26 protein-coding genes and 1 pseudogene are annotated in these 25,383 nt (G+C 56.9%); 15 read left to right on the top strand and 12 right to left on the bottom strand.

The window, feature by feature from the left end; translation table 11 throughout:
- From QF043_RS29935 to QF043_RS29920, 4 genes are all read right to left on the bottom strand, one after another.
- Nucleotides 1-1,116, bottom strand: coding sequence for a uroporphyrinogen-III C-methyltransferase (locus tag QF043_RS29935; RefSeq protein ID WP_236368766.1), 1,116 nt, complete (start codon nucleotides 1,114-1,116; stop codon nucleotides 1-3).
- 41 nt (nucleotides 1,117-1,157) lie between these two features.
- Nucleotides 1,158-1,907, bottom strand: a complete 750-nt coding sequence (locus tag QF043_RS29930; RefSeq protein WP_307421204.1) for a uroporphyrinogen-III synthase — start codon at nucleotides 1,905-1,907, stop codon at nucleotides 1,158-1,160.
- Complete coding sequence (hemC, locus tag QF043_RS29925; RefSeq protein WP_307421203.1) at nucleotides 1,904-2,845, bottom strand: hydroxymethylbilane synthase; 942 nt, start codon at nucleotides 2,843-2,845, stop codon at nucleotides 1,904-1,906. Before hemC ends, QF043_RS29930 begins: the two co-directional genes overlap by 4 nt.
- 139 nt (nucleotides 2,846-2,984) lie before the next feature.
- The gene (locus tag QF043_RS29920) at nucleotides 2,985-3,731 is read right to left on the bottom strand and encodes a LytTR family DNA-binding domain-containing protein (RefSeq protein ID WP_307421202.1); all 747 of its coding nucleotides are present in this window, start codon (nucleotides 3,729-3,731) and stop codon (nucleotides 2,985-2,987) included.
- Nucleotides 3,732-4,234: 503 nt separating this feature from the next.
- Between QF043_RS29920 and argH the strand changes: the two genes are divergently transcribed.
- On the top strand, nucleotides 4,235-5,629 hold the full coding sequence (gene argH, locus QF043_RS29915) for an argininosuccinate lyase (protein ID WP_065931876.1): 1,395 nt from the start codon (nucleotides 4,235-4,237) through the stop codon (nucleotides 5,627-5,629).
- Nucleotides 5,630-5,763: 134 nt separating this feature from the next.
- Here argH and QF043_RS29910 read toward each other — a convergent pair whose 3' ends face one another.
- Nucleotides 5,764-6,423 carry a glutathione S-transferase family protein gene (locus QF043_RS29910; RefSeq protein WP_307421201.1) on the bottom strand — a complete coding sequence of 220 codons (660 nt, stop codon included), beginning with the start codon at nucleotides 6,421-6,423 and terminating at the stop codon, nucleotides 5,764-5,766.
- 126 nt (nucleotides 6,424-6,549) lie between these two features.
- On the opposite strand from QF043_RS29910, the gene QF043_RS29905 reads away from it, so the two are divergent.
- The 3 genes from QF043_RS29905 (at nucleotide 6,550) to QF043_RS29895 (ending at nucleotide 10,196) form a co-directional block, all read left to right on the top strand.
- Nucleotides 6,550-6,834: a hypothetical protein gene (locus QF043_RS29905; RefSeq protein ID WP_307421200.1), complete on the top strand. Its 285-nt coding sequence runs from the start codon at nucleotides 6,550-6,552 to the stop codon at nucleotides 6,832-6,834.
- Between the two features lie 96 nt (nucleotides 6,835-6,930).
- Nucleotides 6,931-7,185, top strand: a complete 255-nt coding sequence (locus QF043_RS29900) for a TIGR02647 family protein (protein WP_065931878.1) — start codon at nucleotides 6,931-6,933, stop codon at nucleotides 7,183-7,185.
- A 170-nt stretch (nucleotides 7,186-7,355) separates the two neighbouring features.
- Entirely contained in the window at nucleotides 7,356-10,196 is a 2,841-nt protein-coding gene (locus QF043_RS29895) for a class I adenylate cyclase (RefSeq protein WP_307421199.1), read from the top strand.
- A gap of 11 nt (nucleotides 10,197-10,207) precedes the next feature.
- Here the strand turns inward: QF043_RS29895 and rnk are convergent, their stop codons facing one another.
- The 3 genes from rnk to cyaY form a co-directional block, all read right to left on the bottom strand.
- Nucleotides 10,208-10,618 (bottom strand): nucleoside diphosphate kinase regulator, encoded by a 411-nt coding sequence (gene rnk, locus QF043_RS29890; protein WP_307421198.1) that lies wholly within the window; start codon nucleotides 10,616-10,618, stop codon nucleotides 10,208-10,210.
- Between the two features lie 131 nt (nucleotides 10,619-10,749).
- On the bottom strand, nucleotides 10,750-10,968 hold the full coding sequence (locus QF043_RS29885; RefSeq protein ID WP_056860802.1) for a DUF1289 domain-containing protein: 219 nt from the start codon (nucleotides 10,966-10,968) through the stop codon (nucleotides 10,750-10,752).
- Nucleotides 10,969-10,970: 2 nt separating this feature from the next.
- Nucleotides 10,971-11,303, bottom strand: a complete 333-nt coding sequence (gene cyaY / locus QF043_RS29880; protein WP_099488626.1) for an iron donor protein CyaY — start codon at nucleotides 11,301-11,303, stop codon at nucleotides 10,971-10,973.
- 239 nt (nucleotides 11,304-11,542) lie between these two features.
- Here cyaY and QF043_RS29875 point away from each other — a divergent pair, with 239 nt between their 5' ends.
- The 6 genes from QF043_RS29875 to QF043_RS29850 are packed head-to-tail and all read left to right on the top strand — an operon-like array spanning nucleotide 11,543 to nucleotide 16,131.
- Nucleotides 11,543-11,710 (top strand): lipoprotein, encoded by a 168-nt coding sequence (locus QF043_RS29875; RefSeq protein WP_017134995.1) that lies wholly within the window; start codon nucleotides 11,543-11,545, stop codon nucleotides 11,708-11,710.
- Nucleotides 11,711-11,719: 9 nt separating this feature from the next.
- Nucleotides 11,720-12,967 (top strand): diaminopimelate decarboxylase, encoded by a 1,248-nt coding sequence (gene lysA, locus QF043_RS29870; RefSeq protein ID WP_307421197.1) that lies wholly within the window; start codon nucleotides 11,720-11,722, stop codon nucleotides 12,965-12,967.
- Between the two features lie 3 nt (nucleotides 12,968-12,970).
- Nucleotides 12,971-13,801: a diaminopimelate epimerase gene (gene dapF / locus QF043_RS29865; protein ID WP_305456588.1), complete on the top strand. Its 831-nt coding sequence runs from the start codon at nucleotides 12,971-12,973 to the stop codon at nucleotides 13,799-13,801.
- A gap of 13 nt (nucleotides 13,802-13,814) precedes the next feature.
- Nucleotides 13,815-14,531 (top strand): DUF484 family protein, encoded by a 717-nt coding sequence (locus tag QF043_RS29860; RefSeq protein ID WP_307421196.1) that lies wholly within the window; start codon nucleotides 13,815-13,817, stop codon nucleotides 14,529-14,531.
- Nucleotides 14,532-14,533: 2 nt separating this feature from the next.
- Nucleotides 14,534-15,433, top strand: a complete 900-nt coding sequence (gene xerC, locus QF043_RS29855) for a tyrosine recombinase XerC (protein WP_307421195.1) — start codon at nucleotides 14,534-14,536, stop codon at nucleotides 15,431-15,433.
- Nucleotides 15,430-16,131 carry an HAD family hydrolase gene (locus tag QF043_RS29850; protein ID WP_307421194.1) on the top strand — a complete coding sequence of 234 codons (702 nt, stop codon included), beginning with the start codon at nucleotides 15,430-15,432 and terminating at the stop codon, nucleotides 16,129-16,131. The genes xerC and QF043_RS29850 overlap by 4 nt, the downstream gene beginning before the upstream one ends.
- A gap of 167 nt (nucleotides 16,132-16,298) precedes the next feature.
- Here QF043_RS29850 and sutA read toward each other — a convergent pair whose 3' ends face one another.
- The 4 genes from sutA to glnK all read right to left on the bottom strand — a co-directional run bounded on the left by sutA (nucleotide 16,299) and on the right by glnK (nucleotide 19,077).
- A complete protein-coding gene (gene sutA / locus QF043_RS29845) occupies nucleotides 16,299-16,625 on the bottom strand; it encodes a transcriptional regulator SutA (RefSeq protein WP_056860807.1) in 327 nt (108 codons plus the stop codon).
- A 102-nt stretch (nucleotides 16,626-16,727) separates the two neighbouring features.
- Entirely contained in the window at nucleotides 16,728-17,153 is a 426-nt protein-coding gene (locus tag QF043_RS29840) for a secondary thiamine-phosphate synthase enzyme YjbQ (protein WP_056860808.1), read from the bottom strand.
- A gap of 209 nt (nucleotides 17,154-17,362) precedes the next feature.
- The gene (locus QF043_RS29835; protein ID WP_138813331.1) at nucleotides 17,363-18,703 is read right to left on the bottom strand and encodes an ammonium transporter; all 1,341 of its coding nucleotides are present in this window, start codon (nucleotides 18,701-18,703) and stop codon (nucleotides 17,363-17,365) included.
- A gap of 35 nt (nucleotides 18,704-18,738) precedes the next feature.
- On the bottom strand, nucleotides 18,739-19,077 hold the full coding sequence (gene glnK / locus QF043_RS29830) for a P-II family nitrogen regulator (protein ID WP_002555808.1): 339 nt from the start codon (nucleotides 19,075-19,077) through the stop codon (nucleotides 18,739-18,741).
- A gap of 422 nt (nucleotides 19,078-19,499) precedes the next feature.
- Between glnK and QF043_RS29825 the strand changes: the two genes are divergently transcribed.
- The 5 genes and pseudogenes from QF043_RS29825 (at nucleotide 19,500) to QF043_RS29805 (ending at nucleotide 25,239) form a co-directional block, all read left to right on the top strand.
- The gene (locus QF043_RS29825; RefSeq protein WP_307421193.1) at nucleotides 19,500-19,760 is read left to right on the top strand and encodes an accessory factor UbiK family protein; all 261 of its coding nucleotides are present in this window, start codon (nucleotides 19,500-19,502) and stop codon (nucleotides 19,758-19,760) included.
- A 226-nt stretch (nucleotides 19,761-19,986) separates the two neighbouring features.
- Nucleotides 19,987-20,112 (top strand): annotated as a pseudogene (locus QF043_RS29820) (hypothetical protein); the annotation flags it as partial.
- 150 nt (nucleotides 20,113-20,262) lie between these two features.
- On the top strand, nucleotides 20,263-21,582 hold the full coding sequence (locus QF043_RS29815; RefSeq protein ID WP_307421191.1) for a serine/threonine-protein kinase: 1,320 nt from the start codon (nucleotides 20,263-20,265) through the stop codon (nucleotides 21,580-21,582).
- Entirely contained in the window at nucleotides 21,579-22,292 is a 714-nt protein-coding gene (locus QF043_RS29810) for a PP2C family serine/threonine-protein phosphatase (RefSeq protein ID WP_307421190.1), read from the top strand. Before QF043_RS29815 ends, QF043_RS29810 begins: the two co-directional genes overlap by 4 nt.
- Nucleotides 22,293-22,854: 562 nt before the next feature.
- Nucleotides 22,855-25,239: an AAA family ATPase gene (locus QF043_RS29805; RefSeq protein WP_307421189.1), complete on the top strand. Its 2,385-nt coding sequence runs from the start codon at nucleotides 22,855-22,857 to the stop codon at nucleotides 25,237-25,239.
- Nucleotides 25,240-25,383: the final 144 nt, after the last annotated feature.

Raw genomic sequence — 25,383 nt, 5'->3', positions numbered from 1 at the left:
CTACTCCTGGGTCGCCGGCGTGCCCGCCGACGCCTTGGCTTCATCGGCAGACAGATGACGGCGCTCAAGGTAGGCCTGCACTGCCGCCAGGCTGGTGGCCAGGTCCGGCGTCACCACTGAGACAGCCTTGGGCTCGAGCTCGGCAATGCGCGCCAGCATCGCCTTGCTCTGCGGATTGTCCTGGTTGAAGTTGTCCTGCAGCACGCTGCGCGCCTCACCCAGCGAGCGGCTGTACACCGCCGATTCGCCGTTAAGCGCGGCCCACTGCGCCTGCTCCAGCGCCAGGCTCAATGCCAGGCGCACCTGATTCAGACCTTGACCGGCGAGCAACGGACGAATGTTGTCATCAGGGTTGAAGTCGATACGAAAGTAGCGAGAGATCTGCTCCCACCACTGTTTCAGGCGATTTTCCGTATCGGTGGTCGAGCGCCCTTCAGAAGCAGGTTCGGTGAGCTGATACTCCGGTGCGATAGCCGCAAGCGCCACGACCTGATCACGCAGTGCGGCCAGTTGCAGGTACAGGCCGGTGCGGTCGGGTTGCTCGGTACTGCGCAGCGCGGCAAGGCTCTTGGCCAACTGCTCACGGGCGGCGTAGGCGCCTGGGTCACTTTGTTCACGCAGAATTTCGTCGGCACCCTGGACCAGTGACTGCGCACTGTTGATGTCCTGCAAGGCAGAGAGACGCAAGCTGGCCAGGCGGATCAGGTGTTCGGCCTCGGCCAGGCGCCAGTCTTTGCGGCTGGCGCCCAGCACGGTTTCCAGGCGTTGGCTCAGGCGCTGCTGGTCACCCTGCAATTGAGCGACCAGGCGGCGGCGCTCCTCAAGCTCGTCCGCCCCAGGCAGCTGCGCCAGGCGCGCCGCCAGCTGTTGCTGGCTTTGCTTGAGGGATTGGGATTGATCATCAAGGGTCTGCACCTGGCCCAGCTGTTGCTGGCTGCTGGCTTGCAGGGCACGGACCTGCCAGATCCCCCAACCGCCGGCGGCAACGCCTGCAGCACCGAGCAACAGGGCCACAACCGCCAGGCCATTGCCACGGCGTGGCGCGGCGACCTGTGACTCAACCGGCGCATCAAGTGCGGGTTGGGTTTCATCTTTAGGCAAGGCTGTTTCGCTCACGTATCCGTCCTTTGCGTATCAGAGAGTGGGCGCCGCATGCCTTAAGAGGCAGCGCTGCGCAACGCCACTAACAAAGCCGCGGCACTCGCGCCGCGACAATCCACAACTTTTTCTGCTCCAGCGGCCCGCGCCATGTCAGACACGCGAGGGCTGGGCACGAACAACGGCAGCTGTGCCACCTTCGGCCAATCGGGGCCGGCCAGGGCTTGCAGGTGTAAAAAACCCTGCCCACTGCTGACCACCAGGCCGTTCAAGCGTTCCAACTGGATGCGTCGCATCAGCACCCCCGCGGGGTAAGCCGGGAGGAAGCGGCGATACAACTCCAGATAATCGACACTAGCACCTTGCTCACGCAAACGCTCAGCCAGCAACTCTCGGCCGCCCTCACCACGCAGGATCAACACCCGCGCACCAGGCCGTGCGACAGCCTCGCGCAAGGCCGGCAACTCAAGCAAGGCTTCGCTGTCGTCGCCGGTTTGCGGATAGTGAACGGTGAGACCGTGATCGGCCAGTACCTGCGCAGTGGCAGCGCCCACGCTGAACCACGGCAACGCTGGCCAGGGCTGCTGCAGTTGCTGCACAGCCAGACGTGCCGCCGGCTTGCTCACCACAATCACCGCGCTATAGCGGCCCAGCTCAGCAAAAACTGCCTGTTGCTCGGGCGTGACGGGCAAGGCTTCGGTATCCAGCAACGGCAAGCTGCTGCTGAAAATACCGGCTTCGGCCAACAATGCAGCCACGGCCGCCGACTCTTCGACGGGCCGCGTCAGCAGCACGCGCCAATCGCTCACTGCGGGCCGGCCTCGCCATAGACTTTTTCCAGAATGGCGCCGGCACCCTTGCTCAGCAGCTCTTCTGCGACCTGGATGCCCAAGGCCGTCGCGTCACGCTGCGGCCCACGCACCTCGGCGGTGAGCAGCGTGCCGCCGTCCGGATCACCGACCAAGCCACGCAGCCAGAGGTTGTCACCTTCAAGCACCGCGTAGCAGGCAATCGGCACCTGGCAGCCACCGTTGAGGTGCTTGTTGAGGGCACGTTCAGCAGTGACACGCACTTCGGTGTCGTGGTGGTCGAGGGGTTTGAGCAAAGCATGGATTTCGCTGTCGGCGGTGCGGCATTCAATGCCGACTGCGCCCTGCCCGCCGGCGGGCAAGCTGTCTTCGACGCTGATAGCCGAAGTAATACGGTCTTCAAAACCCAGGCGGATCAGGCCGGCAGCCGCAAGGATGATCGCGTCATATTCGCCGGCATCCAGCTTGGCCAGGCGGGTGTTGACGTTGCCGCGCAAAAAACGAATCTGCAGGTCCGGGCGACGGGTCAGCAATTGCGCCTGACGACGCAGGCTGGAGGTGCCAACGATGCTGCCCAGCGGCAGGTCATCCAGGGACGCGCAGGTGTTGGAAACAAACGCATCACGCGGGTCTTCGCGCTCGCAGATGCAAAAAAGGCCCAGGCCTTCGGGGAAGTCCATGGGCACGTCTTTCATCGAATGCACGGCGATGTCGGCTTGGTTTTCCAGCAGCGCGGTTTCCAGCTCCTTGACGAACAAGCCCTTGCCGCCGATCTTCGACAGCGGCGAGTCGAGCAGCTTGTCGCCGCGACTGACCATGGGCACCAGGGATACTTTGAGGCCCGGGTGAGCCAGTTCAAGGCGCGCTTTGACGTATTCGGCCTGCCACAAGGCCAAGGCGCTTTTACGGGTGGCGATGCGGATTTCGCGAGAGGACATGGATCAATCCGTACTGAATAGATACGGCAGATAATAACAGCTCAGGCAAACACGCTTTGATTTGAATCAGCAAGTGCGGGGCCTCCCTGGCCACGTCGCACCGGGATAAAGGAATGCACGCCTCGCTACAGCCCTTGGGCTAAAGCTGCTGCATCATCTTGCGCACGCCGGCGACATGGCGTCGGCTGACGATCAAGGCATCGCCGTTAAGCCCTTTTAGGAACAGCTGGAAGTGCCCCAAAGGCGTGCGCTGCAGGCGTTCTATTCGCTCGCGGGCCACCAGTGCATTGCGGTGGATACGTACGAAGCGGTCGCCAAATTCATCTTCAAGGGCCTTGAGCGGCTCGTCGAGCAGGACTTCGCCGGACTCGTGTCGCAGGGTCACGTACTTGTGATCGGCAATAAAGTAGACCACCTGGGCCAACGGGATCAGTTCGATGCCCTTGCGGGTCCGCGCGCTGATATGGCTGCGCGGCCCGTTGCCACTTTGGGCTGCCGGCTGGGTCAGCGCAGCGAGTTGCACGCGGTTCGGGCGCTCGGCCTTCTTGAGCGCCTTGAGCAATGCTTCACCCGTCACCGGCTTGACGATAAAGCTGACACCGCTGGCTTCCAGGGTCTCGGTGGAAAACTCTTCTTGTGCGGCGCACAGCACCACGGCAGGTGGCGATTCTCGCTCACTCAAACGGGCGGCGACTTGCAGGCCATCAAGGCCCGGCAAGCGGATATCGAGCAACACCACGTCCGGCTTGAGGCTGTCGATCAGCGTCAACGCCTCTTCGCCGTTGGTGGCACTCGGTTCAAGGACTGTATAACCCTCGAGTTCACTGACCAAACGGCTCAGTCGCTCGCGGGCTTGGGGTTCGTCATCAACGATCAGGACATTCATATTGCGCTGGATTCCTGCGTGAGTCTCGCACAAGGATAGCGTAGACAGGTGCGGTGACTTGCGTCACAGCGATCCACGCTAAGACTAGCGCGAGCGGCAAAAAGTGCCCCGGCAGCGGCACCCAAATTTACCCGGACCTGTTCAATTGCGCCCAAGACCTGCTGCCTTTGGGCATCGTCGTAGGGTTTGCTGATACACAATCCGAATACCCCCCTTTTTTAATGGATAGTCTGGGCTATGACCGCATCACCCGACTTTGGTGCATTCATGCTCTATCAGTGCAACTGTAGACGCTCGCTGAGACGATATTGCTCAATCGTCAAATATCGTTTCAATTACCGCCTGCCTCCAGTCTCGTCCCGGATGCGTCCGGCGGCAAGGCACTTAGCCATCCTTGGCGCAAATAAAAATGCCGATCACCCGTAGCATCGCCTCCGCGAGCAACCCTGTTATTATCGGCGGCACACCTCCACGCCTCTTTTAAGCAGATCACGAGCGAATCCATGAGCACCGACAAGACCAACCAGTCCTGGGGCGGCCGCTTCAGTGAACCCGTCGACGCCTTCGTCGCGCGCTTCACCGCCTCCGTCACCTTCGACCAGCGCCTGTACCGCCACGACATCATGGGCTCGATCGCCCACGCCACAATGCTGGCCAAGGTCGGCGTGCTGACCGACGCCGAGCGCGACAGCATCATCGACGGCCTGACCACTATCCGCGGTGAGATCGAAGCCGGCACGTTCGACTGGCGCGTCGACCTGGAAGACGTGCACATGAATATCGAGGCGCGCCTCACCGATCGCATTGGTGTGACCGGCAAGAAACTGCACACCGGTCGCAGCCGTAACGACCAGGTGGCCACCGATATCCGCCTGTGGTTGCGTGACGAGATCGACCTGATCCTGGCCGAAATCACCCGCCTGCAAAAAGGCCTGCTGGAGCAGGCCGAGCGTGAGTCCGGCACCATCATGCCCGGCTTCACCCACTTGCAAACCGCGCAGCCCGTGACCTTCGGCCATCATTTGCTGGCCTGGTTCGAAATGCTCAGCCGCGACTACGAGCGCCTGGTGGACTGCCGCAAGCGCGCCAACCGCATGCCGTTGGGCAGCGCCGCGCTGGCCGGCACCACTTACCCGATCGACCGCGAATACACTGCGCAACTCCTGGGTTTCGACGCCGTGGGCGGCAACTCTTTGGACGGCGTGTCGGATCGCGACTTCGCCATCGAATTCTGCGCCGCCGCCAGCATTGCGATGATGCACCTGTCGCGTTTCTCCGAAGAGTTGGTGCTGTGGACCAGTGCGCAATTCCAGTTCATTGACCTGCCGGACCGCTTCTGCACCGGCAGCTCGATCATGCCGCAAAAGAAAAACCCCGATGTACCGGAGCTGGTGCGTGGCAAGAGCGGCCGCGTGTTCGGCGCGTTGATGGGCCTGCTGACCTTGATGAAAGGCCAACCTCTGGCCTACAACAAGGACAACCAGGAAGACAAAGAGCCGCTGTTCGATGCCGCCGACACCCTGCGCGACTCGTTGCGTGCGTTTGCCGACATGATCCCGGCGATCAAGCCCAAGCACGCGATCATGCGTGAAGCGGCGCTGCGCGGTTTCTCCACCGCCACCGACCTGGCGGACTACCTGGTGCGTCGTGGTCTGCCATTCCGTGACTGCCATGAAATCGTCGGCCATGCTGTTAAATACGGCGTGGACACCGGCAAGGACCTGGCGGAAATGAGCCTGGAAGAACTGCGTCAGTTCAGCGACCAGATCGAACAGGACGTGTTCGCCGTGCTGACCCTGGAAGGCTCGGTGAATGCCCGTAACCACGTGGGCGGCACTGCGCCGGCGCAGGTCAAGGCAGCCGTTGTGCGCGGCCAAGAACTGCTCGCCAGCCGATAATTGCTAAGACCAACTCGGCCAAAATGTGGGAGCGGGCTTGCTCGCGAATGCAGAGTGTCAGTCGCCAGAGATGTCGACTGATCCACCGCTTTCGCGAGCAAGCCCGCTCCCACATTTGATTGGGCCGTGGTCGGCTACTTCTTGGCCGCAATCATCGCCATAAATGCAGGCATCGCTGCCTCCCTGTCCGCCGCCACCCTCTTGGCGTTGGGCATCTCATGCAGCCGCTCGAGCAACGCCTTGGCCTTCGGCAAATCCGCCAGCAAATCCAGACCAAACAGCTTCTCGCCCACCGCGCAGGCGAGGTTCACGCTGTACATGAAATACAGATCGGCAATCGTGAAGCTCTCTCCCGCCACATAGGGCGCGAACTTGCCGTGCCGGCCCAAAGAAGCAACCCCAAGCAACAACTCAGTCTTGGTTTTTTCCTTAATCGCGTCCGGCACCGACATACCAAAGAACGCCTCGGCAAAACACGCGCGGGCGGGCAACTCGATGTACAGCTCGATCTCCCGGCACAACGCCAGCACCTGGGCGCGCTGATACGGGTCGGCGGGCAGCAACGACGGGCCTTCCTGGGTTTGCTCGATGTACTCGAGGATCACGCTGGTTTCGTTGATAAAGCCTTGTTTGACCCCCAGCACCGGCACCTTGCCGCGCGGGCTGACGGCCAGGGCTTCAGGGGTTTGGCCTGCGTAAAACGGCACTTCTTCGAATGGCAGGCCTTTCTCCAGCAACGCCAGCTTGACCATGTTGTAGTAGTTGCTGACCGAAAATCCGTAAAGCTTGAGCATTGCGAATGCCTCCATGCCGGGTGTGGGGTTGGCTGCAAGCGTTATAGATCCCGGCAGGCCGCTTGACCAGCAGCATCAGTCGCCTGAATGGCGGTAGACTGGCGCCCTTTCCTTGAGGAGCCTGCCATGAGCGAGCCGACCGATATCGACAACGACGAAGAAGAATTCGCCGAAACCACCCTGATCGAAGCCATCGAGAACCAGATCGAAAGCGAAACCCCGCCAGCGGCCAAGGCCACCTTCAACAAGCTGACCCTGGTGGGCTACGAACGTGAAGATATCCTGCAACTGATGGCCCACGTGCTTGCAGTGGAGATCGACGCGCTGCTGGAAGAGGACCGTGCTTTCAATACCGAATGGTATGAAACTGCACTGCGTGCTCTGCCGGAATTGCCGCCCGAAAAGCAATAAATCCAACAAGCGGCAACACACTGGACAGTTCGGCAAAGTGCGTTCACCTTATGGCCTGCTAGCCTCTAATAAATTCTTAGAAAGTCTGGAGTCCTTATGTCGTATACCCCTGAGTTGGTTGCCGAACTGGAAATCCTTGCACTCTTCAATCTGGACAGCACCAAGGAAGGTCTGAAAGTCCACCAGACCGCCGCGTCTACTGCCATCGCCGCTGCCAAACGCCTTCATGCCAAAGGCCTTATCGACCAGCCGGACGGAGGCTACCTGACCAGCCTTGGCCGGGACGCCGCAGAACAAGCGCAAACCCTGCTGACCATCTTGACTACCGCTACCACCAAAGAAGCTGCCTGACACCTACTTTCGCCCATGGAGTCCGCCTGCTGCGGACTCTGAGGGCGTTACTGTGGGCGGCACAAAATTCTGACGCCAAAAAGCCACATATCATCTAAACCTCCTACGCTTCTGGCTGTAAACTCCTACACGGCCGCCCACGTCGGGCTCTGCGAGCCAACGACTCAGACATGACCCGCATCCATGAAATCCGCCCCGACCTGGACGAAGGCATCGACCGCAAGGTGCTGGCCCAGTTGCGCGCGCGCTTCATGGCCCTCAATGCAGGCCGCATGGCCCGGGCCGTCGAAGGGCTGACGCCACGCCAACAGAGCGTGCTGACCCTGCTGCCGTTGTTTTTTCACGTCAACCACCCGCTGTTGCCCGGCTATGTCGCGGGCAGCACGCCAGCGGGCCTGTCAAACTTCGAACCCGACGCCCAGGCCCTCATCGAAGCCCAGCGCCTGACCCGCTCGTTCTCCTATAAGCCGCGCCATGGCAACCCGCCGCAGCCGATCCATGGTTTGTTCCTGATGGGCAGCCTCGGCACCTTGGCCCAGGCGGACCAGAGCGACATGGACGTGTGGGTCTGCCACGCTGCGGACCTTGGCGAGAGCGAACTCGCCGAGCTGCGCAAAAAGTGCCAGTTGCTGGAAGCCTGGGCTCTGACCATGGGCGCCGAGGCGCATTTTTTCCTGATCGAGCCGACGCGCTTTGTTTCAGGCGAGCGCGACACTCAACTGAGCTCCGACGACTGCGGCACGACTCAGCATTACCTGTTGCTGGATGAGTTCTACCGCACTGCCATCTGGCTCGCCGGGCGCACGCCAATCTGGTGGCTGGTGCCGGTCTATGAAGAAACCCGCTACGCCGAATTCACCCACGCGCTGATCTCCAAACGTTTTATCCGCGCCGATGAAACCCTGGACCTCGGCCACCTGGCGCACATCCCGCCGGGCGAATTCATCGGCGCCGGGTTGTGGCAACTGTTCAAGGGCATCGAGTCGCCTTACAAATCGGTGCTCAAGCTGCTGCTGACCGAGGTGTACGCCAGCGAGCACCCCAACGTGCACTGCTTGAGCCTGCGCTTCAAACGTGCGGTGTTTGCCAATCAGATGGACCTGGATGAGCTGGACCCCTACATCGTGGTCTACCGCCGTATCGAGGAATACCTCAAGGCCCGCAATGAACCCGAACGCCTGGAACTGGTGCGCCGTGCGCTGTACCTGAAGGTCAATCGCAAGCTCAGCGCCGGCCAGCGCAGCACCAGCTGGCAGCGGCTATTGTTGGAGCGCCTGGCCCATGAATGGGGTTGGGACCAGCGCCAGCTGGCCTTGCTCGACAGCCGCAGCCAGTGGAAAGTGCGCCAGGTCGCCTCGGAGCGCCGCGCACTGGTCAGCGAACTCAATTACAGCTACCGCTTTCTCACCCAATTCGCCCGCACCGAGCAGACCGTCAGCCTGATCAACAAGCGTGACCTCAATGTACTGGGTCGGCGCCTGTATGCCGCGTTTGAGCGCAAGGCCGGCAAGGTCGAGTTCATCAACCCCGGCATCGCCCCGGACCTGGCCGAAGACACCCTGACCCTGGTGCAATCGCCCAACCGCAAGGAACCCGGCCAGCACCATTGGGGCTTGTACAACGGCAACCTCACGGCGCTGGAATGGGAGCACTTCGCGCCGATCAAACGCAGCCGCGACCTGCTGGAGATGCTCACCTGGTGCCATCGCAACGGTGTGATCGACAGCAGCACACGCCTGGCCTTGCACCCAGGCGTCAGCGACATGACCGAATTCGAGCTGTTCAACCTGCTGGGCTGCCTGCAACAGACTATCGCCCTGCCCCTGGCCAGCGTCGATGAAGACCGCCTGCTGCGCTCGGCGGTACCGGAAGAGGTGCTGTTGCTGATCAACGTCGGCGTTGACCCGCTCAAGCATCACCGCGACTTGAATATCCTGATGACCACCGAGCGCACCGACTCCCTGAGCTACGCCGGTGTGCGCGACAACCTGGTGCTGACGCTGGATCAGGTCACGCTCAACAGTTGGAACGAGGTATTGGTCAGCCGCTACGACGGCCCTCACGCACTGCTCGACTGCCTGCGCGACTACCTCAATCAGCTGCCACCGAACCACCTGCCACGCCTGCGGGTGCGCTGCTTCTGCCACAACCGTGCGCAGTTCATTGCCCAGCGCGTGGAAGAAATCTTCGATACCGTGCAGAACCTGCTGCTTAGCCAGTCCAATCATCGCTACCTGCTGCAGGTGCAGCAGCACTATCACGTGATGGAGCTGACGCCGGGCCAAGCCACTCACGTGCCACTACCCAGCCAGGATGCGCTGATCGCCTACCTCAGCGAAGAGCTGGCCAGCTACAGCCCGTTGCACCTGGACGCCATGGCCCTGGAAGATCACGACCTGGCACTGTTGCTGCCCATGGGCATGGCTGATTGTGTGCAGGTGTACTACCGGGTCAATGAAGGCTTCGCCCAGCTGTATGTGCTGGATGAGTTCAACGCGCTGTGGCAGCAACGCTTGCCGTTTCATGATGAGCAAAGCCTGCTGGCGCCACTGCAGCGCTTCCTGCAATCGATCATCTATCGCCGCGAAGCGCTGGCGCCGCTGGACGCACAACAGCCGCTGGGTGAAGTGCAGATTTTGTATTACCAACTGTTGCCGTCGGGCAATCAACGCGCGCGCGGCATTGAGCCTCGACCGGCGCCGCAGAACCCGGCCAACAAGCCGTTTTATGACGTGCAAGCGATCATCGGCAAAGCCGCACCCGGCCAGGTCGGCATCACGCTGTACTGCAATCAACGGGAGTTTTCCGAGTTGGAGTTCGGCGACCAACTGTTTGCCATAGTCGCCCAGGAAATCGTCGGGCAACGCCGGGAGACCGAGCGTTACCGCTGCTACATCACCGACCTGGACCTGTCGGGCCTGCTCGGTGATGTGCAAAGCCCAAGCAACTTGTATCTGCGTTACAAGGCCGAGCTGGAGTTGTCGCTGAATGCGGCGCTGAGCCAGATTTAAAGCGGCTCTTGTTAGATGGAAAATGCGCCGCCATCTTTGGGCTGGCCTTCAACGCTGAGCAATTCAAGCTTGAGGGTTTTGCCGCCCGGCGCCGGCCAGTCGATGTGCTGGCCCACTTGCAGGCCAAGCAAGGCGCTGCCGACCGGAGCCAGGATCGAAATTTTACCTTCGTCGGCATTGGCATCCTTGGGGTAAACCAGGGTCAGGTGGTAGTCCTTGCCACTGCCTTGCTCACGGCAATGTACGCTGGAGTTCATGGTCACGACACTTGCAGGCACTTCATCGTGGCCAACCACTTCTTCGGCACGGTCGAGCTCGGCTTGCAGCGCGACTACACCCGGTTGAGTCTCGTCCATGCGGTCGATCAGTAGCTCAAGACGCTGCACGTCAAGACGGGTAAGAATGATGGAAGGTGCGGTCATGATTCAGGCAGACTCCTTTTTTCTGCACAAAAAAGCAAAACCCCGCCAGGAAAAGGCGGGGTTCTCACGGGCCTCGATGAGTTGAGGCGTACCCGGACACTACCACAGCGTCATAAATAAACAAGACGGCCTCAGGCGCGGGCCCTGCGCTGCTCGGCCTCGGCGCAGATCACCCGGCGCCGGGCATCGTCGGCGGAGCGCCATTCACGGATGTCTTCCACGTGCCGGTAGCAGCCGAGGCAGACTTTTTGCTCGTCCAGGCGACACAAACTGATACAAGGTGACGGCACTGCCGGGCTGACATTGCTGAACAGCGGCTTGGGCGGGCGTACAGGTGCAGGCTGGGTCACGATCAGATCTCGTCGAAGTCCAGCTCAGCGCCGGCTTGTTCCTGAACCAGGCGTGCAAGCATTTCGCTTAACAGCTCATCGCTGGTATCGCACTGCCAGTTGTTGTCTTCTTCGTTGTAGTCGAAGTGAAAACCACCCGAACGCGCCGCCAGCCACAGCTGACGCAGCGGCTCCTGGCGGCTGAAGATCAGCTGGGTGCCGTTTTCAAACTTGACGGTCAGCACGCCTGCCGAGTTTTCCAGGTCCACGTCCAGGCCGCTGTCGTCGAAAATATCTTCCAGCGCCTGCTGGGTCGAATCCACCAGGTCGTGAAAACGGGCTTCGGTCAAACTCATTGTGGGAACCTCGAAAAGTGTCTGGTCACGCTCAAGCGGCGCACGATACGGACGCGCCATGATGATTGCAAAGGATACCGATTTCATTACCCGCAGCCGCGTGAAATATCCTCATTTAGCGTAGGCCGAATCGCGGCATGCTCGGCAAACCCCCGCCGGACGGGTATTACGGCGCATAGGCAAGCTGGCGGGTGGTCGGTATACTCGGGCGCAATTAATGCATATTCAAGGATTTCGCCATGAAGCGCCTGATCTCTTCCCTTGCTGCGCTCGTCGCGGTCGCTTGCCTCGTTAGTGCCTGTGGTCAAAAAGGCCCGCTGTACCTGCCCGATGACAGCAAAGACCCGAACGACCAGGCACAGTCGTCGCAAAAAGCTGCAAAAGCGCATAAGCACGACACTTACTAAGGGAACATCATGGACGCTTTTAACTACCGGGACGGCGAGCTGTTCGCGGAAGGCGTGGCGCTGTCCGCGATTGCCGAGCAGTTTGGCACCCCGACCTATGTGTACTCGCGTGCGCACATCGAAGCTCAATACCGCTCGTTCACCGACCCACTGGAAGGCGTTCCACACAGGGTGTGCTACGCGGTCAAGGCCAACTCCAACCTGGGTGTACTGAATGTCCTGGCGCGTCTTGGCGCTGGTTTTGACATCGTTTCCCGTGGCGAACTGGAACGTGTTCTGGCTGCCGGCGGCCAGGCCGACAGGATCGTCTTCTCCGGCGTCGGCAAGAGCCGCGAAGACATGCGTCGTGCCCTCGAAGTGGGCGTGCATTGCTTCAATGTCGAATCCACCGACGAGCTGGAGCGCCTGCAAGTGGTCGCCGCCGAGATGGGCGTTCGCGCGCCGATCTCCCTGCGCGTCAACCCGGACGTCGATGCCGGCACGCACCCCTACATCTCCACCGGTCTCAAAGAGAACAAGTTCGGCATCGCCATTGCCGACGCCGAGGACGTGTACATCCGTGCCGCACAGCTGCCGAACCTGGAAGTGCTGGGTGTCGACTGCCATATCGGCTCGCAACTGACCACCCTGCCGCCGTTCCTCGATGCACTCGACCGCCTGTTGGCACTGACCGAACGCCTTGGCGAGTGCGGCATCTACCTGCAACACATCGACCTTGGCGGCGGCGTGGGTGTGCGTTATCGCGATGAAGAGCCGCCGCTGATCGCCGATTACATCAAGGCTGTGCGCGAGCGCACCGAAGGCCGTGGCCTCACCCTGATGTTCGAGCCGGGCCGTTATATCGTTGCCAACGCCAGCGTGCTGCTGACCCAGGTCGAGTACCTCAAGCACACCGAACACAAGGATTTCGCCATCGTTGATGCAGCGATGAACGACCTGATCCGCCCGGCGCTGTACCAGGCGTGGATGGACGTCACGGCCGTAACCCCGCGCGAGGGTGAAGGCCGCGCCTACGACATCGTCGGCCCGATCTGCGAGACCGGCGACTTCCTGGCCAAGGATCGTCAGCTTGCGCTGGAGGAAGGCGACCTGCTGGCCGTGCATTCGGCCGGTGCCTACGGGTTTGTCATGAGTTCCAACTACAACACCCGCGGCCGTGCCGCCGAGGTGCTGGTGGACGGTGATCAAGCGTTTGAAGTGCGTCGCCGCGAGACGGTAGCCGAGTTGTATGCTGGCGAAAGCCTGCTGCCGGAGTAAGCCATGCTGCTGCGTTTTACCAAGATGCACGGGCTGGGTAATGATTTCATGGTCCTCGACCTGGTCAGCCAGCACGCGCACATCCTGCCCAAGCACGCCAAACAGTGGGGCGACCGTCACACCGGCATCGGTTTCGACCAGTTGCTGATCGTTGAGGCGCCGAGCAACCCGGAGGTGGATTTCCGTTACCGGATCTTCAACTCCGACGGCTCCGAAGTGGAACAATGCGGCAACGGTGCGCGTTGCTTTGCGCGCTTTGTGCTGGACAAGCGCCTGACCGCCAAGCGCCAGATTCGCGTCGAAACCAAAAGCGGCGTGATCGAGCTGGATATTCGCAGCGACGGCCAGATCAGCGTCAACATGGGCGCGCCACGCCTGGTGCCGGCGGATATTCCGTTTCAGGCCACCGAGCAGGCCGCCAGTTACGCGCTGGACGTAGAAGGCAAAGCCGTCGACATCGCAGCCGTCTCCATGGGCAACCCCCATGCCGTGCTGCGGGTCAACGACATCAATAACGCCCCGGTGCATGAGCTGGGGCCGAAGATCGAGCATCACCCGCGCTTTCCGGCACGGGTCAATGTGGGCTTTTTGCAGGTGATCGACCGTACCCGTGCGCAACTGCGTGTGTGGGAACGCGGCGCCGGCGAAACCCAGGCGTGCGGCACCGGTGCTTGCGCCGCAGCCGTCGCCGCGATCAGCCAGGGGTGGATGGATTCGCCGCTGCTGATCGACCTGCCTGGTGGACGCTTGTCCATCGAATGGGCAGGCCCTGGCCACCCGGTGCTGATGACCGGGCCGGCCTCGCGTGTATACGAAGGACAGGTCCGTCTATGAGTGAGCCAAGCTAATGACCGATAAGCCTCAAGTACCCGCCCAAGCAACCCCAAGCGAAAGTCTGGAGGCCGCTGCTGTCGCGGCGTACCTTGAGGCTAATCCGAACTTCTTCGTCGAACACGAAGAGCTGCTGCCCGCCCTGCGCATCCCCCACCAGCGTGGCGATACCGTGTCGCTGGTGGAGCGGCAGATGAAGATCCTGCGCGAGCGCAATATCGAGATGCGCCATCGGCTTTCACACCTGATGGATGTGGCCCGCGACAACGACCGCCTGTTCGACAAGACCCGCCGCCTGATCCTGACCCTGATGGACGCCAACAGCCTGGAAGAAACGGTCATCGCCGTGGAAGACAGCCTGCGCCAGGACTTCCAGGTGCCGTTTGTCAGCCTGATTTTGTTCAGCGACAACCCGATGCCGGTGGGCCGCTGGGTCAGCGGCAGCGACGCGCAAACCGCAATCGGCGGCCTGCTCTCGGAAGGCAAGACCATCAGCGGCACCTTGCGTGAACACGAGCTGGATTTCCTGTTTGGCGCCGAACAGCGCAAGCAGATCGGCTCTACCGCCGTAGTCGCCCTCAGCCATCAAGGCTTGCACGGCGTGCTGGCGATTGCCAGCCGTGACCCTGCGCACTACAAAAGCTCGGTGGGCACGCTGTTCTTGACCTACATCGCCGAAGTGCTGGGCCGCGTCTTGCCGCGCCACACCACCACCCTGCGCGCGGTGCGCTAGCCATGGAACGGCAACTGGACGCTTATTGCGCTCACCTGCGCAACGAGCGCCAGGTGTCGCCCCATACGCTGGAAGCCTATCGACGGGACTTGAACAAGGTCTTGGCGTACTGCGAAAAACAACAGATCAGCAGTTGGAAGGCGCTGGATATCCAGAGCCTGCGCAGCCTGATCGCGCGGTTGCACCAGGCGGGCCAATCTTCGCGCAGCCTGTCACGCCTGCTCTCGGCGGTACGCGGCCTCTATCACTACCTCAACCGCGAAGGCCTGTGTGACCACGACCCAGCCAACGGCCTGTCGCCACCCAAGGGTGAACGGCGCCTGCCCAAAACCCTCGACACCGACCGTGCCCTGCAATTGCTGGACGGCGCCGTTGAGGACGACTTCCTGGCCCATCGTGACCAGGCGATTCTGGAGCTGTTCTATTCCTCGGGCCTGCGCCTGTCGGAGCTGACCGGCCTGAACCTGGATCAGTTAGACCTGGCGGACGGCCTGGTGCAAGTGCTCGGCAAGGGCAGCAAGACCCGCGTGTTGCCAGTGGGCAGGAAGGCCCGCGAAGCCTTGCAGCTGTGGTTGCCGCTGCGCCTTTTCACCAACCCGGCCGACGACGCGGTGTTCGTCAGCCAGCAAGGCCGACGCCTGGGGCCACGGGCGATTCAAATGCGGGTCAAGGCGGCCGGCGAGCGCGAACTGGGGCAAAACCTGCACCCGCATATGCTGCGCCACTCCTTTGCCAGCCATATGCTGGAGTCGTCCCAGGACCTGCGCGCCGTGCAGGAGCTGCTCGGCCACTCCGATATCAAGACCACGCAGATCTATACCCACCTCGACTTCCAGCACCTGGCGACGGTGTACGACAGCGCCCATCCACGGGCCAAACGCATCAAGGGCGGCGACTCATGAGTATCAAGCTGATCACCTTCGACCTGGACGACACGCTCTGGGACAACGTACCCGTCATCATCAACGCCGAGGCGTCGATGCGCGAATGGCTGGCGGTAAACGCTTCCAAGGTTGGCGACTTGCCCCTGGAGCATTTCGCCAGCCTTCGCCAACAGGTGTTACAGCGCCATCCAGAGCTTAAATATCGCATCAGCATCCTGCGTCACAAGGTCCTGATGCACGCGCTTGAAGAGGCGGGTTATCCACAGCCTGAAGCTACGCAGATGGCGGACGTGTGCTACGAAGCGTTTATTCACGCCCGTCACCAGCTCACTCCGTTCCCGGAAGCGGAGCCCATGCTGCAGGCGCTGCGCCAGCACTTCCTGCTGGGCGTGATCACCAACGGCAATGCCGACGTGCAACGCGTAGGCCTGGCGGATTACTTCCACTTTGCCCTGCGCGCCGAGGATATCGGCATCGCCAAACCGGATGCGCGGCTGTTTCAGGAAGCCTTGCAGCGAGGCGGTGTTAACGCCAGCCAAGCGGTGCATATCGGCGATCACCCCGGTGATGACATTGCCGGAGCGCAGCAGGCCGGGCTTCGCGCGGTGTGGTTCAACCCGACGGGTAAGGCGTGGGAAGCGGATAAGCAGCCGGATGCAGAGATTCGCAGCCTGACAGAGTTGCCGAAGCTGCTGCGCAGCTGGCAGTCACGCTGAAGATTCAAAGTGGGAGCTGGCTTGCCTGCGATAGCGGTGGGTCAGACAGACCGCTATCGCAGGCAAGCCAGCTCCCACAGGGCTATGCAATGAATTTTAAGAATTTGTTTCAGGCATGAAAAAACCCGCAGCGACGGCGGGCTTTTTCTTACAAGCGGGTCGCTGACTCAGATAGGTCGGCTGCCGTACTTGTTATCCGGCTTCTTCGGTGGGTCTGCCACCACGTTGGCCTCGACTTCCTGCACTTTGCCGCCTTTAGCGAGGAATTCTTCCATCGCACGGGCCAGCGCATCGCGCTCTTTGTTCTTGGCTTCAACGCTCGGCAGTTCGTCTACCGAGACAGCGGCCTTGGCTTTGCCTTTGGCCACCGGGGCGGGTGCATCATCGCCACCGTCGTCGTCAGCAACGTCTTCAGCTGCCGCTTCAAGGCCCTCTTCGGCCTCGTCGTCGTCACCTACTTCAAGGTCGTCGTTTTCCAGATCATCGTCGCTCATGTTCTACCTCATGACTTGCGAAAAGCAGATTAGTTATAGCCCAGCTTTACCCTCTGTCGAGGTCGCCGGAAAAAAATCAATATCCACCGGGTTTCCAGTGGCTTATGCCCCATCACCGTGCAACGTGGCGAGGACTTTACGAGCACCGCCATGATCTCGGTGCTCGCCCAGATAAACACCTTGCCAAGTCCCTATCGCCAAGCGGCCGGCCTTGACCGGCAAACTCAACTGGCAGCCCAGCAGACTGGCCTTGAAGTGCGCCGGCAGATCATCCGGACCTTCGTCGTTATGTTCGAACCCTGCACGCCCTTGCGGCACCAGCGAGTTGAAAAAACGCTCGAAGTCACGGCGAACCGCCGGGTCGGCATTCTCGTTGATGGTCAACGAGGCCGAGGTGTGCTGCAGCCACAAATGCAACAGGCCTACGCGACACGCCTTCAATTCAGGCAGGCCGGCAAGCAACTCATCCGTTACCAGGTGAAAGCCCCGGGGCTTGGCCCGCAGGGTAATCAGGGTCTGTTGCCACATACAGTTCTCCGCCCATCGGCGCGCATTCTAGCGCGGTCTGGGAAAAAACAAAGTGTCGAATACGCCTACATGCATGTAAGACTTTCGCACCCTCAAAAGTGCCGTGTGGATCCCATCACAAACTCGGCAAAAAACCCATCCGCCTTTAGCCACAGACAAACATCAGGCAAAAAAATGCCCGGCAAGCCGGGCATCTTTTTTTCGCGTACTTACAAGTTGTAGCCGCGCTCGTTGTGTTGCGCCAGGTCGAGGCCCACCGCCTCTTCTTCTTCGGTCACGCGCAGGCCCATCACCATGTCCAGCACTTTGAGGATGATGAAGGTCACGATGGCCGTGTAGATCACGGTGAAACCCACGCCTTTGCACTGGATCCAGACTTGCGCCGCGATGTCAGTGGTGGCCGCGTTGAAGCCGCCCAGCGATGGCGCTGCGAACACGCCAGTGAGGATCGCGCCGAGGATACCGCCGATACCGTGCACGCCGAAGGCGTCCAGGGAGTCGTCGTAGCCCAGTTTGCGTTTCAGGGTAGTGGCGCAGAAGAAGCACACCACGCCTGCCGCCAGGCCGATGACCAGGGCGCCCATCGGGCCTACGGTGCCGGCAGCCGGGGTGATTGCAACCAGACCGGCGACTACGCCCGAGGCAATGCCCAGTGCGCTTGGCTTGCCGTGGGTGACCCACTCGGCGAACATCCAGCCCAGTGCGGCGGCAGCGGTAGCAATTTGAGTCACCAGCATCGCCATGCCGGCAGTGCCGTTGGCAGCAGCAGCAGAGCCTGCGTTGAAGCCGAACCAGCCAACCCACAGCATGGCTGCACCAATCAGGGTGTAACCCAGGTTATGCGGTGCCATTGGGGTGGTCGGGAAGCCTTTACGCTTGCCGAGTACCAGGCACGCCACCAGGCCGGCCACACCGGCGTTGATGTGCACTACAGTGCCGCCGGCGAAATCCAGCACGCCCCAATCACCCATCAACGAGCCCGGGCCGCCCCACACCATGTGGGCAATCGGCGCATACACCAGGGTGAACCAGACGCCCATGAAGATCAGCATCGCGGAGAACTTCATACGCTCGGCGAATGCACCAACGATCAGCGCAGGGGTAATGATGGCAAAGGTCATCTGGAAGGTGACGAACACCGCCTCAGGGAACAGCGCCGCAGGGCCGGTGATGCTCGCCGGGGTTACACCCGACAGGAACAGTTTGGACAGGCCGCCCACGAACGAGTTGAGGTTGACGACGCCTGCTTCCATACCGGTGGTGTCGAACGCCATGCTGTAGCCGTAAACGAACCACAGGATGGTGATCAGCCCGGTGATGGCGAAGCACTGCATCATCACGGAAAGAATGTTTTTGGAGCGCACCATGCCGCCGTAGAACAGCGCCAGGCCCGGAATGGTCATGAACAGTACCAGCGCGGTGGATGTGAGCATCCACGCCGTGTCGCCGGAATTGAGGACTGGAGCAGGGGCTGGGTCCGCCGCCAATGCCAGGGCCGGCATTACGAGGGACAACAGGGCTCCTAGCCCTGCGAATTTACGCAGAGTCATATTGTTTTCTCCTGGGGCGTTGGGGGTTTGGCGGCTTAGATTGCGTCGGTATCGGTTTCGCCGGTACGGATGCGAATAGCCTGTTCCAGATTGACCACAAAGATCTTGCCGTCACCGATCTTGCCGGTGTTGGCCGCCTTGGTTATCGCCTCGATAACCCGGTCAAGATCCTTGTCGTCAATGGCGACATCAATCTTCACCTTTGGCAGGAAATCGACCACGTATTCCGCGCCGCGATACAGCTCGGTGTGACCCTTCTGCCGACCGAAGCCTTTGACCTCAGTAACGGTAATGCCCTGCACGCCGATCTCGGACAGTGACTCGCGAACATCGTCCAACTTGAACGGCTTGATGATGGCAGTGACTAGCTTCATGAAAACTCTCTCCCGAATTGGTGGACTTGCCCCAGGAAAACAAACCCGTCTCAAGTCTAAGCGCAGTGCCTGGCTTTGTAACGCGTCGTCGCCTCGGCATTTGCCGTTGCGACGCCAGCGAACCACTGGTGACGAAACCTGTACCCCTGATCCGTCGGCGCACTGCATTCGTCACAGCGACTGCATCAGTGCATGGGTCATGATCGTCTAAGCAGAAACCTTGCCAGCTCCGTAAAAATCACTGAAATCAGTCCTTTGCCCACTTATGCCCACCTGCAGGGCGTTTGCGCGGCACCAATGCGCACAAAAACAGTGCGCCACCGCCCGCCCCTCTGCGCGAAAAGCGTGCGCTCGCTGCCGTGAAAAAGACTATAGACGCTGCGTGATACACTGCCGGCCAACAGTTTTCCGGAATATTTCCCATGCTCGCGCCCAAAGACCTCCTCGACGCCCTGAGCGGCCACGCCTCTCGCCTGTTCAGCGGCGAAACCCCGCTGCCCCGCAACGAAATCGAAAGCCAGTTCAAGGCCCTGCTGCAAAGCGGCTTCAGCAAGCTCGACCTGGTGAGCCGGGAAGAATTTGACAGCCAGATGGTCGTACTGGCCCGCACCCGTGCGCGGTTGGAGAGTCTGGAGGCGAAGGTGGCGGAGCTGGAGGCGCGGCTGTCACCCGCTGCCGAATAACGGTCACAACTCGGTCAAAATGTGGGAGCGGGCTTGCTCGCGAATGCAATCTGTCAGACACCTAGATGTTGGCTGACCCACCGCATTCGCGAGCAAGCCCGCTCCCACATGTGTTTTGCATCGCTCTTTGGATACGTTCTGTAAACACTCCCCCGTCTCGCTCCTCCCCACCTCGTCTACCCTTGAAAAACCCGCAGGAAGCGGCTTCCCCACTCAAGGAACGAGCATGTCCCTCGCCATCGTCCACAGCCGTGCCCAAATTGGCGTAGAAGCCCCCGCCGTTACCGTCGAAGTGCATATGGCCAATGGTCTTCCATCGCTGACCTTGGTGGGCCTGCCGGAAACCGCGCTTTACTAGCTATTTAATTGAAAAAAATACCTCGCTCGAGATTTTTCCTTTGAGGGACTTCGCGAGCCAAAATTGATATGCTGCTAGATTTAGCGCATTGCAACTGGCGTTGGCAGTAGGAAATCGACTGAAACTGATAGGGAAATATGAAACATGAATTATGTTTTTATTAAGGAAAAAGGGCGTGGCGGGTTCGCTCGGGTTGATATTATTGCAAACCAAACTGGCCAACAATTTGCGCAGAAAGTATATGACCCCCAACCCCATCTGATTCATGCGGTAGGTGATGAGCACCTAAAGCAGAGATTCATCAGGGAAGTACGGTATCAAAGTCAGATAAGCCACCCAAACGTCGTAGTCATATTAGAGCAATATCTAGAGTCAAATCCGCCATTTTTCATTATGCCGCTTGCGGATTGCACACTAAGAGAAGAGCTGGATTATGATCCCACGTTGGGAGAGAATCTGCATACCGCTCTTTTTGATATACTCGCAGGTCTCGAGCATATTCATAGTTTGGGGATAACCCATAGGGACCTCAAGCCTGCAAACATTTTAAGATTTACCTCATCAGAGGGAAAGTTTTTCTACGCTATATCCGATTTTGGTTTGATGAGCGCGTCAAATAGTCAATCATCTACGTTGACTGGCACAAATGCTAACGGTGGAACGGAAAATTATGCCGCGCCGGAACTAATTGGCAACTTCCGTCAAGCGACTCCGAGCGCAGATATTTACGCATTCGGCGCAATACTACACGATGTTTTTGGGAATTCGGCTCAGCGCATACCTTATACCGAGTTAACTCTGCCCGGTCATATCGGTAAAATCATAGAAAAGTGTACCAAACGTCTTCCCATTCGGCGTTACGCTAACGTCTCAATACTTCGGGACGAGTTGTACCAAGTTTTAAATACGCAGCCAGTAACATTTAACTCATCAGGCGAGGAGTCAGTAGTTGAATTACTCCGCAATGGAAAGCAGCTAAATGACGATGAGTGGGATTTGGTATTTATTCAAATAGAACGAAACATATCAAAAAATCAAGACACAAAGAATATTCTAGAAGCATTGTCCATTGACCATATCCAGTTTTTGAACTCTCAAGCTCCCAATTTGTTTGTAGCTATGGGAAGCTTTTTTTCAGAACATATAAATGGTAATAGCTTCAACTTCGATTACTGCGACGTTTTAGCGAGCAAGGCCGAGTGTTTTTATAATGGCTCCGGACTAGATTTAAAAGCTAACATCGCATTGGCATTGCTGTATCTCGGCACATCCCACAACCGCTGGTATGTAGAGAGAAAAGCAGCAGGCATGTTAGGTGCGGACATACCTGACGCTCAAGCTGAACGAATCCGAATTGAAATCGAAGTTCAACGAATTGACTTCGCGAGGCAAGTTGCACATATGACGCGATCTATCGGCTTTCACAAAGCAAATCTTCACCCTATTCTATTGCCATTAGCATGACACGTATGAAATACACTTCAGACTCTTTTTCCATGGCTGGTAGAAGCAAGCCAAACGAGGACTCCACCTTAATAAAAGAACTGGGGAGTGATGCTGTTTTGCTTGCGGTTGCTGATGGAATGGGTGGGAAGCCAGGCGGAGCTTTGGCTTCAAAAACAGCTGTAAGGGTAATTTCACATCTGTTTGAACAAAATATAGATGTGTCTATTGAGTCAGCATTTGAAGAGGTGAAAAACGCCATAGCATCGAGTAGCCAAGGTGACTACAAGGATATGGCTACGACATTGAGCCTTCTATTTATCCGGGATAATGCTGCGTCAGTAGGGCACGTTGGTGATTGTCGCATTTATCATCTGCGAGGAAAGGGGCTGGTTTCAAGAACCAAAGATCAGTCCGAGGTTCAGAGACTGTTAGATGACGGGATTCTGAATAAGAAAATGGCGCAAAATTATCATAGGAAAAATATATTGCTCTCGGTTATGAACGCTGCCGACCAGCACGAATTACAACTAAATACTTTTGAAGTAGAGCGCGGGGATAGATTAATCTTACTCACTGACGGTGCGCATTCGCTAATACAAAAAACAGAGATACGAGACTTGTCTTTGAGTAACCAGTCTCTAACCGAGTTTTTAAATGCAATTAAAGCAAGAATTGAAACACGAAAGATTCGGGATGATTACTCTATTGTAGCTTGCGAAATATCCTGATTTTTTACATGCTTAAAAAGCTTGTAATATGTGCGCTTGTTCAAAAGCGCTCGCTTTATAGAAGTACTTGCAACCGAGGGACGGACATAAATCGAGTCAAACTAGTCCGATTCAGGCTCCGCCCCCACCCCCTTTACTCTGGTTCTTCATTGGTCTGGGTATGCTCAATAAAGCATCCCACAACTGATTGGGTCAGCACGACACGCGCGTTCACGTTTCGCCTTACAGAGGCGCTCCCAACATTCTGCGAAAGTTTGAGCCTGTCTCGGCACACTACCCGGCTCTCGCTGACTAGCCGCAGTAAGCGATCCTACCTCAAGGACAGGCGTGTCTCTGCCATCCTCCATAGTCACGCTCCAATTAGCGCCATAGCCTCGTAGTGACCGTCGAATTGCATACGGCCAACGGCATGCGCGTTGATGCCAGTGGGTTTGCCGGAACTGAATTTTACTGGCGATTTTAAGAAAATTTAAAAATCTTCGTTCTTCAATAATGTCTCCGTGTGTGCCAGATTGTAGATGGCGAGCAATCTGCCACCATAGGCAAGCACAAGGAGCGGGCTGTGTTCACAAAAATCAATAAGATTAAGAATTTTGCTGTCTTCAAGGATTTTGACTGGGACGTTTCAGTCAGAGATGAAGGTCGGACGATAGGTAAATTTAAAAAACTTAACATTATTTATGGCCGAAATTATTCCGGAAAAACCAGTCTTTCCAGAATTGTCCGAAGCCTAGAATTAAAAAAGAAACATGATAAGTATTTGAATGCTGAATACAGCTTTTCACACGAAGCAGCTGAATTACTAAATCAGCAAAATTTAGATACTTGTCAGTACAGCGTTAGAGTTTATAACAAAGATTTTGTTGACGATAATCTTCGATGGCTTTCAAACCCTGACGGAAGTATAAAACCATTTGCTGTATTGGGTGACGAAAACATAACACTCGAGAAAGAAATTGAAGAAAAGGAAAACCTGCTCGGCACAGAAGATATTAGTGGCAGTCTGCGACATCAGTTGAAAATAGAGTCCGATGACCTAACGGCTGTTCAAACTCGGGCGAAAACTGCACAAACTGTGTTGGATAACAAACTTCGTGACAAAGCCAATGGGCCTATAAAAACAAATCCGAACTATAGGCAATTCACTTATACGATTACTAACATCAAGGCTGATATTACCGCTCTGGATAAGAAGCCACAGCCAAACCTTACACCTGAACAACAAGCTGAATTCATTACGTTATTGAATGATCAAGCAAAACCAGAAATAGTATTTGGCCAAAAATTCACCGACAAAAGAAACGCGTTCTTAGCGGAAGCTCGGCTCTTGCTTGAAAAGGAAGTCAAGCCGACTCAAAGCATCCAGGACTTAATCAACGATGCTTTATTGCAAAAGTGGGTTCGTGAGGGAATTGAAAGCCACAAAAATGTTCGGTCAACATGCGCATTTTGTGGTAGTCCGATATCGGCAGACCTATGGTCAAAATTAGACGCGCACTTTAGTAAAGAGTCCGACAGCTTGCGGACTGACATCCAAGCGCTTTTAGATAGAATTAATACAGAGCGAGAGCAAATACCTAAATCGCTGCCGATAAAGCAGTTGGATTTTTATAGCACTTATCATGAAGAGTTTTCAGGTTTAAATGAACAGTTTTTAGAAGCCATTAAACAATATGATGACAACTTACTATTAATTACGACCGTATTGTCATTACGGCTTGACGATATTTTCCGCACATTTCCTACACCCACATTAATGCCTGAAAATCTAGATATAGAGTCAATTTATAGCTCTGTGTCAGAAGTGGTAACAAAACACAACAAGAAAACGGAAACTCTAGACAATGACCAATCAACCGCAAGAACCGTATTGCGTCTCGACGAAGTTTCAAAATTTGTAACCGATATATCCTATAAAAAAGAGCTTAACGCGATAGATGACCTTAATAGCGAAGTCACTTCAAAAGCCGAAACCAAAAGCAAGACAAGCACAGAAATACTTCAGCTTGAAAAAGACATTCAGGCATTAAAGAACAAACTCAAAGACGAAAGAAGAGGAGCGGAGCGCGTCAATCACTACCTCGAAAATCACTTTGGTCATACCGGTTTAAAGCTGTCAGCGTTAGATAATGAAGCGGTAACAGAAATAAACTTTAAAATATTTCGTGGTGATTTACCTGCGGAAAATCTCAGTGAAGGAGAGTGTAGTCTCGTTGCTTTCTGCTACTTTATTGCGAAATTGGAGGACGTTGAAACGCAGGGAAAAGAACTTATCGTATGGATTGATGACCCAATCTCAAGCTTGGACAGCAACCATATTTTCTTTGTCTATAGTCTCATAGAGCACGTACTTGCAAGCCCAATAAAGATACCAAATCAAAAAAACACCTATAAGTATAGTCAGCTTTTCATCTCGACTCATAATTTAGACTTCTTGAAGTACCTTAAAAAACTATCCAAACCGATGGATAATTCCCCAAAGCCCAAAATTGACTGTGAGTATTTTATACTTGAGCGTTCAAACGATGTAAGTCATTTGAAATTGATGCCCAAGTATCTGAAGCAGTACGTTACTGAATTTAACTATTTGTTCAGCCAGGTACATGCCTGTGCTAATTCTACGGCTATAGAGATCGGACACGAATCCTTTTATAACTTCGGAAACAATCTCAGAAAATTTCTTGAAGCTTATCTATTTTACAAATTTCCAAATAACAAATCTAACGACGAAAAACTAAAGGCCTTTTTTGGGGGAGACCAAATAGCTACAAGCTTGGCAAATAGGATTAATAATGAACTATCACATCTGGAAGAAATATTTGATAGAAGTATGAGGCCTCTCGATGTTCCTGAAATTACTAGGCTAGCAAATTTCGTGCTGGACACGATGAGACAAAAAGACCCCGACCAATATCAGGCGCTTCTCGACAGCACTAATCTTCAGTAGCTTACATCCCTGACAAAGCAGAATTAAAATTCTCCTTTGTCAGGGAGTTAAAATTTAATCCAAATCAAAAGAAGCAAGCAGAATAAAAAACCAACACGACTAACGTCGTTCGGTTATTTTATGCTTGCCCTACTCCTTCCCATA

Source organism: Pseudomonas sp. W3I7, from assembly GCF_030816095.1.
In the GTDB taxonomy this organism is placed as follows: Bacteria; Pseudomonadota; Gammaproteobacteria; order Pseudomonadales; family Pseudomonadaceae; genus Aquipseudomonas; species Aquipseudomonas salomonii.
This window is presented reverse-complemented; position numbering and strand designations above follow the sequence as displayed.